General features: G+C 49.7%; 9 protein-coding genes. 3 read left to right on the top strand and 6 right to left on the bottom strand.

What is annotated here, in order from left to right; all coding sequences use genetic code 11:
- Positions 1 to 140: 140 nt before the first annotated feature.
- The 3 genes from H70357_RS09735 to H70357_RS09745 all read left to right on the top strand — a co-directional run bounded on the left by H70357_RS09735 (position 141) and on the right by H70357_RS09745 (position 3,714).
- A complete protein-coding gene (locus H70357_RS09735) occupies positions 141 to 1,058 on the top strand; it encodes an ABC transporter ATP-binding protein (RefSeq protein ID WP_038588459.1) in 918 nt (305 codons plus the stop codon).
- Positions 1,042 to 1,752 (top strand): ABC transporter permease, encoded by a 711-nt coding sequence (locus H70357_RS09740; RefSeq protein WP_231578402.1) that lies wholly within the window; start codon positions 1,042 to 1,044, stop codon positions 1,750 to 1,752. The genes H70357_RS09735 and H70357_RS09740 overlap by 17 nt, the downstream gene beginning before the upstream one ends.
- 282 nt (positions 1,753 to 2,034) lie before the next feature.
- Positions 2,035 to 3,714: an ATP-binding protein gene (locus H70357_RS09745; RefSeq protein ID WP_052091939.1), complete on the top strand. Its 1,680-nt coding sequence runs from the start codon at positions 2,035 to 2,037 to the stop codon at positions 3,712 to 3,714.
- A 206-nt stretch (positions 3,715 to 3,920) separates the two neighbouring features.
- Here the strand turns inward: H70357_RS09745 and H70357_RS09750 are convergent, their stop codons facing one another.
- The 6 genes from H70357_RS09750 to H70357_RS09775 form a co-directional block, all read right to left on the bottom strand.
- Positions 3,921 to 4,766, bottom strand: a complete 846-nt coding sequence (locus H70357_RS09750) for a DegV family protein (RefSeq protein ID WP_038588465.1) — start codon at positions 4,764 to 4,766, stop codon at positions 3,921 to 3,923.
- Positions 4,767 to 4,968: 202 nt separating this feature from the next.
- Positions 4,969 to 5,829, bottom strand: a complete 861-nt coding sequence (locus H70357_RS09755) for an AraC family transcriptional regulator (protein WP_197073673.1) — start codon at positions 5,827 to 5,829, stop codon at positions 4,969 to 4,971.
- 100 nt (positions 5,830 to 5,929) lie between these two features.
- On the bottom strand, positions 5,930 to 7,618 hold the full coding sequence (locus H70357_RS09760) for a glycoside hydrolase family 13 protein (RefSeq protein ID WP_038588471.1): 1,689 nt from the start codon (positions 7,616 to 7,618) through the stop codon (positions 5,930 to 5,932).
- 316 nt (positions 7,619 to 7,934) lie between these two features.
- Positions 7,935 to 10,253, bottom strand: a complete 2,319-nt coding sequence (locus tag H70357_RS09765) for a glycoside hydrolase family 65 protein (RefSeq protein WP_038588473.1) — start codon at positions 10,251 to 10,253, stop codon at positions 7,935 to 7,937.
- Between the two features lie 295 nt (positions 10,254 to 10,548).
- Entirely contained in the window at positions 10,549 to 11,211 is a 663-nt protein-coding gene (gene pgmB / locus H70357_RS09770) for a beta-phosphoglucomutase (protein ID WP_038588476.1), read from the bottom strand.
- 194 nt (positions 11,212 to 11,405) lie between these two features.
- Complete coding sequence (locus tag H70357_RS09775) at positions 11,406 to 12,443, bottom strand: LacI family DNA-binding transcriptional regulator (RefSeq protein ID WP_038588479.1); 1,038 nt, start codon at positions 12,441 to 12,443, stop codon at positions 11,406 to 11,408.
- Positions 12,444 to 12,765: the final 322 nt, after the last annotated feature.

Here is a 12,765-nt window from a genome sequence, read left to right on the forward strand (position 1 = left end):
CTATACTGGTCCGGCGGCTTAACCTGCACTTACGGCTGCATCTTAAGATTTTCGTAAGAATCAGGTAATAAAAAAGAAAATTCCGCTGTGTACAATAAGAACCAGGAAGACAAACGAAGAAGCCAAAGGGGATAACGGAAATGACCACCATACTGCGTACTTGGGATTTAACCAAGGAGTATCAAGGCAAAGAGGCTGTCAAAGGCGTGAATATGAATATCAAGCAAGGCGAAATTTACGGGTTCCTGGGACCTAACGGTGCGGGCAAAACTACGGTGATGAAAATGATCACCAATCTGGTGAAGCCGACGGCAGGGGAGATTGAATTTTTTGGCGAGTTTATGACAAACCGTTCCTATGAAATGCTGAAACGTATGGGCTGCATTATTGAATATCCGGTATTCTACGACAAGCTGACGGCAAGAGAAAATCTCCAGCTGCACGGGGAGTATATGGGTTACTACGATGCCAAGGCCATGGAAGAAGCGCTGGAGCTGGTGAAGCTGAAGGGTGTGGACAAAAAGCCGGTCAAGCAGTTTTCCCTGGGGATGAAACAGCGGCTGGGCATTGCCCGGGCAGTCATGACGAAACCGGAGCTGCTCATTCTGGATGAGCCGATCAACGGGCTGGACCCCATGGGCATCAAGGAGCTGCGTGAGGTGTTCCGCATGCTGAGCCGCGAATACGGAATGACGCTGCTGATCTCCAGCCATATTCTGGGTGAAGTTGAACAGGTCGCCGACACCATCGGCATGATCCGTGACGGAATTCTGCTGGAGGAAGTGGCGATGGATACGATTCGCAGCCAGAACACGCAATACATTGAACTGATTACCGGAGAGAGCAGCAAAGCGGTGTATGTTCTGGAGCACAAGCTGGGACTCACCAACTTCAAGGTGCTCGACCCGCGGACGATCCGCATTTACGATGCCATACAGCAGCTTGAACTGAATAAAGCACTGGTAGAAGCGGGTGTGGAGCTGGAAAGCCTGAGTAAAAAGAATCATTCGCTGGAAGATCATTTTGTGGAACTGATGGGGGGTGAGGGCATTGCTTAAGCTGATACAACTGGAAATCCGTAAAAACAAACTGGCAGGCATGCTCAAAGGCGTTGCCATCGCCAACCTCGCAATTTTTGTCTTTATGCTGCTGCTTACTTACGTTGATTCTGAAGGCAGCGGCAGCGGCGGCGGGGAATTCAAGTCTTATGCAGAGATGTTTGACGGCTTGTATGTTCTTGTCAAGGCGACCTTTGTGGTGTTTGCTTCGGTTGTACTGAGCAAGCTGGTTATTGATGAGTATAAGAACAATACTATCACTTTGCTCTTTATGTACCCTATCTCCCGTAAAAAGCTCTTAGGTGCCAAAATTATCATCGTATTCCTCTTTACACTGATCAGTATTTTTGTAACGGATGTTCTGATTAGCGCTCTTCTGATCGGACTTAACTCCTTCACCCATGCGATTCCGGGACAGCTGGATTTGGCTGTGGTTCCTGGAGAGATGATCCGGATAGGTGCGGATGCGGCATATGCGGCAGGGATTGGACTAATTCCTTTATATATTGGAATGCGCAAGAAATCCGTACCAGCCACCATAGTTACTGCAGTGTTGCTTGTCAGCGTGAGTGCCTCCGATTTTGGTAATTTCCAGCCGGGTAATCTGGTAGGGTTCTCCATCTTCCTCAGTCTGCTTGGCGTAGCCATTGCTTACCTGTCGATCCGGAATATTGAACAGAAGGATATTGCCTGAAGGTAACCGGAAGTACAGCTTTGAGTGTTTTCATTTCCTAAGTTCCTCTGCGGTGAGGTTAAGGATGGTCCAACCGTTCTTGCTCATCTGCCGGAGGGACTTTTTTGCTGTAAAACCGCTTGGCATCAATGTTTTGATGGCGACCAACTGCGGTTTTTTTGCTATAATAGTTCTTAATTCAGCAATTTTCGAGCGGAGTACAGATTGAAGTTATGGCTACAGTTTATCCGCAGTTAATGAATAGATGAAGATACAGGATTGAAGCAGCAGAGGAGGTGGGCTATGACTAAACAATGGTCTTTTATTCTGGATCGGGTGCTTTCGGAAGAAGGTGCTTATAAAGCGTTATACGATCATCACCCCGACCTGATAATTGTGCTGGACAGGCAGGGATATTATGTAGACAGCAACCGTGCTTTTGAAGTTGCCGCTGGCGCAGATCCGGAGCTTCATGAGCCATTGTCTGGTTTGCGGCTAGAACCTCCCGGAGAAGAACATTTTGCTGCAGCGCTCGGGGGTATCGGCTCCGGCTTTGAACTAGAGGCGGATGAGAGCCGCGGAAGCAGCCCGGCTGCGGTTACGTATGTGCCGGTAAAAGCTGAAGAAGGGATCGCAGGCGTGTTCGCCATTATCCGATATGACCAGAGCCGTGTTCTTCCTCTTCTGCTTCAGGAATGGTTCGGCAGGCTCCTGACCGGGGAAGTTTCTCCCATGGAATGGACGGATGAGCGGACACCGGGGCGTGAAGAGGAGCTTATAGAACTGGCTATGGTGGAGGAGCAGCAGAAGGCAGAGCTGGTGCTGGAGATGTCAGAGGACAGGCATCTTAGCCTGATATTCAACTCTATTGCAGCCGGAATCTTCGGGCTCGACACGTTGGGCCGGACCTTCTTTATCAACCGTGAGGGAGCAGATATGCTGGGTTATGAGCCCTACGAGCTGAGGGGGCTGCCGTTGATGGATGTGATTCATCATATCCGCGGAGACGGGTCAAGGTACCAGCAGCATGAATGTCCGATCTGGCAGACCCTGCAGGATGGTGTCACCCGCAGTAGAGGGGATGAAATCTTCTGGCGGAAGGATGGCACCAGCTTTTTTGTCAGCTACCGGATTGCACCGCTTCTGCATAAAGGAATCATCTGCGGTGTAGTGGGCTCTTTCAGTGATATTACCAATGAACGGGAGATTCTCCGGGCCAAGGAATCAGCAGAGCAGGCGGCTCAGGCTAAGTCCGATTTCCTGGCGATGATGAGCCATGAGATCCGTACCCCGATGAACGGGATGATTGGCATGGCCGACCTCCTGCTGGAAACAGAGCTGGAAGAAGAGCAGCGCGGCTACGCCGAGATTCTGCGCAGCAGCAGCTATAGTCTGCTACAAATTCTAAATGACATTCTCGATTTCAGTAAAATGGAAGCCGGCAAAATGCCGCTGCTGTCGGAGAAATTTGATCTGCGTGAAATGCTGGAGAGCATTATAGATTTATTCACCCCCAAAGCTGAAGAGAAAAAGCTGGCGCTGCGCTGGTGGGCGGATACAAGCGTTCCGGCCATAGTGAAGACCGATCCCAGCCGCCTGCGCCAAATCATCGTCAATTTGGTCGGTAATGCGCTTAAATTCACGGAACGTGGAAGCGTAACCTTGTCGGTGAAGAACATTCCGCTGCCGGGTTCACCGGAATACCTGCTGGAATTTTCTGTCCGTGATACAGGAGTGGGAATTGCCGACAGCAAGCTGAATCTGCTCTTTCAGTCCTTTTCGCAGCTGCATCCGTTCATTAACCGCAAATATGGCGGAACGGGACTGGGACTGGCCATCTGCAAGCAGCTCGTCGAGCTGATGGGCGGAACGATTTTTGTGGAGAGTGAAGAAGAACGGGGTTCGACCTTCCGCTTTATGCTGCCATTCGTCCATGAAGAAGCTGAATCAGAAGCAGAAGCGGGAATCACACCCTACCTGTGAACAAGCCGTCTTTGTATTGAATGTTCGAACTGGATTAAACATAGCCATAACAAAAACCAGCAAGCTCCGGTTATCGGGGCATTGCTGGTTTTTTTGAAAATATAAGAATTTATACGCTTCGCACTATAAATTATCCTTCTATTTCTCGCTGAAACGGATACCGTCCTTTTGAGGACGGTATCCGTTTCCACTTGGCTGTTCAATAGTTAGTGCATATACATGAGGCCTACTGTAGCGGGTCCGCAGTGGCTGCCAATGACACAGCCGGCATGAATGACGGCAATCTCTTCAACATCGGTCTGTTCACGCAGCGCCGCCACCAAAAAGTTGGCATCCTCTTCACCCAGTGTGTGGGCCACGATGAGCAGCTCCTTATCCATTTCCCCGGCATTGGCAAGGGCATGCTGGAGCATTTGTTCCACAGCTTTCTCCTTCTTGCCGCGAACTTTGCTCACAGGTACAATCGCACCGTCAATCAGCCGCAGCACAGGCCGGATCTTCAACAGGCTGCCGATAAAATTCTGCATACCTGAACAACGTCCACCCATATATAAGTAATCCAGTGTATCCACAACAAATTCTGTCTCCACTCGGTCGCGGCATTGCTTCAGCATAGCGGCAATTTCCCTGCTGCTGTGGCCTTTGGCTGCGGCGCGAACCGCTTTCATCACTAGGAGCGCAATCCCTCCGCATAACGTCTGGGAATCAACCACTTGAACGCGTCCTTCAGGAAACTCCCCTGCAGCCAGCAGGGCATTCTGATATGTAGAGGATAAAGAAGAGGAAAGACTGATATAGACGACGTCTCCTCCGCTGCTGATGACCGGCCCAAAAGCGGCCATGAAGTCGGCGGGCGAAGGTGCAGCGGTCTTCGGCAGTGCTCCATTTGCGGCGACACGACGATACACTTCCTCAGGTGTAATATCTACACCATCCTTGTAGGTACCGTCTTGAAATACTACATACAGCGGGACGATGCCAATATCATACGTTTCCTTCCAGCCTTGCGGCAAATCGGAAGTGCTGTCTGAAAAGATTTTTACGATAGACATGAAATTCTCCTTCACCGAATCTCGGATGACAATATGACATAATAGAATAAGCCATATAATCTGTTTATTATACCAAGCTATTGCCAATTCTCAAAATGAAAATTAATAGAGAAGGAGCTGGGAAATATGCCAATCTCTTTACGCGGCTGCTTCCGGCAAGGTTTAAACAAAAAGGACTACCCTAATCGGGTAGCCCAGTTGCTTATTTCTTCATCACCGGAATCCACACTTCACAGACATAATCCTCTGCATCCGGGTCGCCTGGTGGATAAAGCTCGAATTCCGGACCACCTGCATGCTCATAGCCGGTACCCGGGAACCACTCCTGGAAAATCCGCTGCCACACATTTTGAATCGCATGCGGCATGGGGCCGACTGAGGTGAATACGGCCCAGCTTGCAGCTGGAACCACCGCGGTTTCATAGCCTTGGGGATCCGTCTCCGGCGTACCTTCCACTCCGATCCAGTAGGACAGCAGCTCTTTCTCCATGTCCATACTCATACAGATGCCAAGCCAATCTTTGCCTGTGCCGATTTCAATCAGCTTATCCGAAGTGCCGTCCGCATTGCATTCATTCCAAAACTCAGGGATTCTGCGGAAATTCTCTCCCTCCCTGGTCGTAACCTCCATTGATTTGCCGATGACGGTAAATGCGTCTTTCTCCACGATTCTGTATTCCATTTCCTGATCTCCCTTCAATGATAGATGGAAGGAGAGGCGGGGGAATGCCTTGAGCTGTACACCCGGTTCACGCGCGGCGGAGGGGGTGAGTCCATGCGCTTTGCGGAACGCTTTGGCGAAGGCTTCCGGGGAGTCATATCCATATTTCAGCGCTACATCCAGCACCTTGATTTTGGAAATGGCCAGCTCCTGGGCGGCCAAAGTCAATCTGCGCTTGCGGATATAGTCTGCCACCGTTACCCCTGTCAGCATGCCGAACATGCGCTGGAAATGAAAAGGGGAGACATGAGCCACCTTAGCCACTTCTTCTATGCGCAGGGGTTCGGTCATCTTGCTCTCCATATAATCCAAGGCATTTTTCATTCGGATCAGCCATTCCACGTTTGCCATCTCCCTTTTGCATTTATACTATCATGAGCCAGTCAACCAAGCCTGTTATTCTCTGCTCATTAATGACAGGTTAACACAAATCGGGTGTATGCTATAGACGAATTTGATAGACCCGGGCTTCATAAGGCCGCAAGGTTGCAAGGCTGGCAGCATCCGGCTCTCCCGGATAATTGCCGATAATGATGCTGGTTACAGCCGCCAGCTCAGCAGGGAGATCAACCGGCTGCGGGTCAGCGCTGAAATTCAGCAGAATAAGCCACTGTTCATCGTCTAACGTCCGGGTATAGGCATAAATGTATTCATGCTCCGTCAGCAGCAGTTTATATTCGCCGTAAGCCATAATCTGATGTTCTTTACGCAAGCTAATCAGCTTCTGGTAATAATAAAACACGGAATCCGGATCAGCCAGCGCCTGCTCTACATTGATATCTGGGTAGTTCGGGTTAAGCTTCAGCCATGGCGCGCCTTGAGTGAAACCTGCATTTGCGGAGGCATCCCACTGCATTGGAGTACGGGCATTGTCCCGGCCTTTCGTGTGGATGGCCTGTAGAATCGTCTCATGCTCCGCGCCGCCTTCCGTGACCTTTTCCCGGTACATATTCAGGATCTCGATATCCTTATAATCTTCCAGCACAGGGAATTTCACATTCGTCATGCCGATTTCTTCGCCTTGATAGATGTAGGGCGTGCCTTTCAGCGTATGCAGCAGTGTAGCCAGCATTTTGGCTGACAGAACACGGTATTCACCATCATTGCCGAACCGGGAGACCATCCGCGGCTGGTCATGATTATTCAGGTACAGACTGTTCCAGCCGCGTTCGGCTAAGCCAACCTGCCATTTATGCAGAATGTCGCGCAAGCCTTGGAGGCTCCAAGGGGTGACATCCCATTTGCCGCCGGGACCGGAGTCCACATCCATATGTTCAAATTGGAACACCATCTGCAGCTCCTGCCGGTCTTCGGCTGTATACAGAATCGCATCCTCTACACTGGCCCCCGGAGTTTCACCAACCGTCATCACCTCATATTTGGAGAGGACCTCACGGTTCATTTCCTGCAAATATTCATGGACCCGCGGGCCGTTCATAAAATATTCGCCGCCACCGGCCAGCTCTCCCGGAGCCAGCCCCTCTCTGTGAGCGGAAGGCAGGCCTTCCACCTTGGAGATCATATTAATGACGTCCATCCGTAAGCCATCGACGCCTTTGTCGAGCCAGAACGCGATCATTTTGTAGAGGGCTTCGCGAAGCTGCGGATTCTCCCAGTTGAGATCCGGCTGCTTGCGGGAGAACAGATGAAGATAATATTCTCCGGTAGCTTCATCCAGCTCCCAGGCCGGACCGCTGAAGACGGAGCTCCAATTGTTGGGCCGTTCGCCATTCGGTCCGCCGGGCCGCCAAATATAATAATCGCGGTAAGGATTGTCCAGGGAGGAACGGGATTCGGCAAACCATGCGTGTTCATCCGAGGAATGGTTGATCACAAGGTCCATCATCAGCTTGATGCCGCGTTCATGCAGTCCGGCCAGAAGCTCCTCCCAGTCCTTCAAAGTGCCGAACTCATCCATAATATCCTCGTAATCGCTAATATCATAACCATTGTCGTCGTTGGGGGATTTATAGACCGGGGACAGCCAGACGACATCGACACCGAGCTTCTGCAAATAATCGAGGCGGGAGATAATCCCTTGCAGATCCCCGATTCCGTCTCCGTTGCTGTCCTGGAAGCTGCGAGGGTAGATTTGATAGACTACGGCTTCTTTCCAAAAGGCTCTTTTCATTTTAAACGACTCCTTTGAGTGATTTTATAATGAAACCATAATGAATAATAAAAGATATAGGATGAACTTAAAAAGATCTTAGTGGGCAGCAGTAACGGAGGGGAAGTTTGGAACTGTAGGAGCTTTAGCGTCCGCCTTTATGTTTGGATTTCATCCGCAAATTGCGGCAACAATCAAGAAATCCAAACATAACAGCGGCCGGAAGTCCAAACATTCCCCGGAGATACGGCGTAAGCCCATTCTGCAGATTTTTGAGTTTAACCTATAAAAAACAACCCCGAAGGAGATTGAAGCCTCCGGGGCCATTTAGCCGGAATTATGCCGTGACGGTGGAGCCTTCAGCAGTGACGCTACTGAGTCCGTTCACAGTATACTCCTTGCCGTGAATCGTGATGGATGCCGGAATATCGGTTTCATTAACAACCGTAACCTGTACATCGGTAACAATGACTTTAAGCCGCGAACCGCGGAACATGATCTTGAAGGAATACGAAGTCCAGTGTCCCGGGTTGGAAGGCTTAAGGATCAAGCGGTCTTCCTGAACGCGCAGTCCGCCGAAGCCATGTACAATCGACATCCAGGTTCCCGCCATGCTTGTAGTATGGCAGCCGTCTTCCGTGTCATTGTTATAATTGTCGAGATCCAGCCTCGAAGTCCGCAGGTACATTTCATAAGCCTTGTCCTTATACCCCAGCTCACAGGCAAGAATTGCATGGATACATGGGGAGAGGGAGGATTCATGAACGGTAATCGGCTCGTAGAAGTCGAAATTCCGTTTCTTGGTGTCCAGATCGTAACGGTCGCCAAGGAAATATAAACCTTGCAGCACATCGGCCTGTTTAATGAAGCAGGAACGCAGAATGCGGTCCCAGGACCATTTTTGATTCAGCGGCAGATTCTCCGGCAGAACATCCTTCACCTGAATGATCTCTTTATCGAGGAAGCCGTCCTGCTGCAGGAAGATGCCGCGTTCTTCATCGGCCGGATAGTACATTTTGGCGATGATTTCATTCCATTGTGTGGTTTCGCTGTCCTGCAGCTCCAGCTTATCGGCAAGCTCTGCGTACCGGGAAGCCTCGTTCTCCTGCAGATATGCCAAGGCTTCCAGCGTGTATTCCATCGTCCAGGCAGCAATCCGGTTTGTATACCAGTTGTTGTTGACGTTATTCTCGTATTCATTAGGTCCGGTTACGCCGAGCATCACATATTTGTCCTTGTGGGCCACGTAGTGAACGCGTTCTTCCCAGAAGCGGGAGATTTCCACAAGCACTTCAAGACCATATTGGCCGAGATAAGCTTTGTCCCCGGTGTAATTAACGTAGTTGTAAATCGCATAGGCAATCGCACCGTTACGGTGAATTTCTTCGAACGTGATTTCCCACTCATTGTGGCATTCTTCACCGTTCATCGTTACCATCGGGTACAGTGCACCTTTTTTATAACCAAGCTTAAGCGCATTTTCTTTGGCTTTTTCCAGATGTTTATAACGGTAAATCAGCAGGTTACGGGCGATTGAGGAATCCGCTGTACTTAAGTAGAACGGCACACAGTAAGCTTCTGTATCCCAATAGGTGCTGCCGCCGTATTTTTCCCCGGTAAAGCCTTTGGGTCCGATGTTCAGACGGTCATCTTCACCGGTGTAGGTCTGGTTAAGCTGGAAAATGTTAAAGCGGATCGCCTGCTGTGCCGACACATCACCTTCAATGATAATGTCGCTTTCCTTCCATTTATCGCCCCACACAGTAGCCTGTTCGGTCAAAAGTGCGACGAATCCGGCTTCCCGGGCACTTTGCAGTGCCGTCTGCGCAGCATCAACCAGCTGTCCCAGGCCGTAATTGCGGGAAGTGACATTGGCAGCATATTTATAGATGACAACCTGATCGCCGGTTTGCACGGGGAGAGTTACCGTACTGCCCACATATTTCTCATCCTCGGTGACTTCAGCTTCTGCAGTAAGCTTTTCGCCGTTGACCAGAATATCAAAGGTAAATGCCGAGGTGACGTGAAAATCAAGTTTTTTCGTCTTCAGGGTGAGGTATCCGCCGTCCGGCTCGCCTTTCTTCTCCACTTCGTTCCAGAATTTCTCGTCATAGTTGGCATCCTTGTTCTTGATGTCGCCGTCAAGGTAAGGGGTAACGGTAAGCTTTCCGGCAAAATTCACCGGAATGATCGAGTAGCGGATCGCGCCGATCTCACGGCGGGCCATGCTGACGATGCGGATACTTTCCACCTTAACTTCCTTGCCGTCCTCAAGAGTGGCGGTGAAGCTGCGGGAAAGTGTACCTTCCTTCATGTTGAGCACCCGGCGGAACTCAGTAACGGTGCAGGTAGCCAAATCCAGCGGTGTGCTGTCGATGTCGATGTTAATACCAATCCAGTTGGTGCTGTTCAGCACTTTGGCAAAATACTCCGGATAGCCGTTTTTCCACCAGCCGACCCGGGTTTTGTCCGGATAATACACACCGGCCATGTAGCTGCCTTGCAGGCTGTGTCCGCTGTATTGCTCTTCAAAGTTGGCTCTTCCGCCCATATATCCGTTTCCGATGCTAAATACGCTCTCAGAAATTTCTTGGGTCTGGGGATCGAAGGATTCTTCAATGATTGACCATTCATCAATTTTTAGATATTGCTTCATTATTACCGGCTCCTTTTTAGGTGGGGATGATATAAATGGAACTATGAGTTCGACTATACAGGTTACGTGCTGGCTGCCCCTCGGGCGAATGGATGTTACGATCGCTGTTGTCCCCGGATGCTCGGAAATGGGGGTATTGGGCAAGCATCCGGGGACAAAGACGAACGCAGGGTCTTCTTCGAAGGTCCGTCCGCCTTCACTGCTGCTCAGCGTAACTTTGTTCTCACATATAGTTCAGGTAAATAGAGTAGGGCAAAAGAAAATTCACAGGGTTGCTGATAGATGTTAATGTTCGTCAAACCGTTGCAAAAGATTCCCGCAATTCCGCTAGTGCGATCTGCTGGAGAGAAGGCACAACGATGTTCGCTGCCCCCAGTGTTGCAGGAGAACCGATGCCTACGCTGCGCATACCGGCGCGGGTGGCAGCGAGGATTCCGGCCTCGGCGTCCTCAAAGACCACGCAGTGCTCAGGGGATACGGCGAGTGCCTGGGCCCCCAGCAGGAACACTTCAGGATCAGGTTTGGCCGCGCTGGTATGTGTGCCGTCGATGATCGCATCGAAATACGGTGTCAGACCGGTGTTATTCAAGATGGTCATCGCGTTTTTGCTGGCGGAGCCAAGGGCGACTTTGATGCCGGATTCCCGGCATTCCTTCAGAAAGTCCAGGGCACCGGGCAGAATCTCCGAGCTGTCCATCTTGGCGATGTATTCGACATAGCGGTTGTTTTTTTGCTCGGCCAGCCGGGCTTTTTCCGCCTCGTCCAGAGAAAGTCCGCCGATTTCCAGCAGAATATCCAGTGAAGCGGCGCGGCTGACACCCTTAAGGCGTTCGTTATCCTGTTCGGTGAATTCAAACCCAAGGTTTTCCGCGAGTTCTCTCCAGGCGATAAAATGATATTTGGCAGTGTCGACGATCACACCGTCCAAATCGAACAGGCAGGCTTTAATTTCTGACATGTTGATCCTCCTAAAAGTTTTGTAAGCATAGCTTCCTTGAATCGACTTCGTACAAAACTCACTTCGAAAGCATAAACTTAAGTTTTGTAAGCTATTTTGACGGATATATTGCGGTTTATAAGTAGCGCAAACGTTTGAACAAAGTTCGAAAAAATAAATGAAGCACTTTCGCTTCATTTATTCTTGTGACTTGGTCATTTCTTCCCTGGAGCATACATAGATGACTCTCTAACGATCAAGCGGTGGGGAATGACAAAACGGTTCGTATATCCTGCCTGAATATCCGGCTTCTTGATGCTTTGGATCAGCACTTGGGAGGCCGTATAGCCAAGATGATAAATTCCGATGTCGATGCTGCTGATCGGCGGGCTGGACAGTTCCGATAGTGGGATGTTGTTAAAGCTGACAATCGCCAAATCTTCCGGAACCTTGTATTTCAGTTCATTCAGTCCGCGCAATACTCCGAAAGAGACCATATCGTCCACTGCAACAAGTGCCGTTGGACGGTTCGGGAGATTCATGAAAAATGACATCGCCCTATATCCGCTGTCCTGCAGAAACTCGCCCTCTACAATCCACTCTGTACGCATCTCCAGGCCACTGTTCAGCATGGCTTTGCGGTATCCTTCGAGGCGGTCGCGTGAAACGATGAGGTTAGGCGGTCCGCTGACAAAACCAATGCGTTCATGTCCCATGGAGATTAGGTGGTTTGTAGCGTCGTAAGCGGCCATGACATTATCATTATCCACGGATAAAATATCCTCATAGCGGTCGCTTCGCCCAACAAGCACGAAGGGGTAGCCGCCTGATTCCAGAAAATCAATAACCGCATCATCTTTGCGTGAATACAGCAGAATAACGCCATCAACACGGCGGCCCTTCAGCAGGCGGGAAACAGCCTCAAGCTCTTCCTTTTCGTTCGCTCCGGAGCTAATCAACACATCATAACCGGATCGGCTCGATTGAGTCACAATCCCTCTGATTAATTCCATAAAAAACAGATTGGAGAACAGCTCCTCAGCTGGTTTCGGTAAGATGATGCAAATACTGTTAGTGGTCTTCGAAACGAGGCTTTTAGCCATCATATTCGGAGTGTAGCCCATTTCCTCCATAATCACTTTGACCTTGCGGGAAGTTTCTAGGCTGATTCTGGGATGACCTGACAACACCCGGGATACAGTGGAGGGAGAAACTCCCGCTTTCTTAGCCACGTCCTTGATGGTAACTGTCATAGAAACCTCCTCATGGAACCGTTTGCTTTACAAAGTAATATTAATCGAAGTGCTGTAAATTGTAAATAGACAAAGTCTTTCTAAAGGCCCTTTAGAGCCGATTTGGGAATAAGGGCTAGAACCTTCGCTTAAAATTTGCACATTTCCACAAATGAAATGGAAAAATATAAGAAATATTTGTATTTTGATGTAAAAATGCTGCCGGGTAATCTGAAATGTAAAGTCATAAAATGCGCAAACGGTTTTTCTTTAAAACTCTTACGCTACATATGTTTATTTTATTGATGATGCAAATCTGTGCAAAAAATGGCATTACTACAGG

The sequence above is a fragment of the Paenibacillus sp. FSL H7-0357 genome, from assembly GCF_000758525.1.
Lineage (GTDB): Bacteria > Bacillota > Bacilli > Paenibacillales > Paenibacillaceae > Paenibacillus_AQ.

What these genes read in the sequence shown, in the direction of transcription:
- H70357_RS09735 (WP_038588459.1), top strand. Translation starts at nt 141, where the DNA reads ATGACCACCATACTGCGTACTTGGGATTTAACCAAGGAGTATCAAGGC.
- H70357_RS09745 (WP_052091939.1), top strand. Translation starts at nt 2,035, where the DNA reads ATGACTAAACAATGGTCTTTTATTCTGGATCGGGTGCTTTCGGAAGAA.
- H70357_RS09750 (WP_038588465.1), bottom strand. Translation starts at nt 4,766, where the DNA reads ATGTCTATCGTAAAAATCTTTTCAGACAGCACTTCCGATTTGCCGCAA.
- H70357_RS09760 (WP_038588471.1), bottom strand. Translation starts at nt 7,618, where the DNA reads ATGAAAAGAGCCTTTTGGAAAGAAGCCGTAGTCTATCAAATCTACCCT.
- H70357_RS09765 (WP_038588473.1), bottom strand. Translation starts at nt 10,253, where the DNA reads ATGAAGCAATATCTAAAAATTGATGAATGGTCAATCATTGAAGAATCC.
- pgmB (WP_038588476.1), bottom strand. Translation starts at nt 11,211, where the DNA reads ATGTCAGAAATTAAAGCCTGCCTGTTCGATTTGGACGGTGTGATCGTC.
- H70357_RS09775 (WP_038588479.1), bottom strand. Translation starts at nt 12,443, where the DNA reads ATGACAGTTACCATCAAGGACGTGGCTAAGAAAGCGGGAGTTTCTCCC.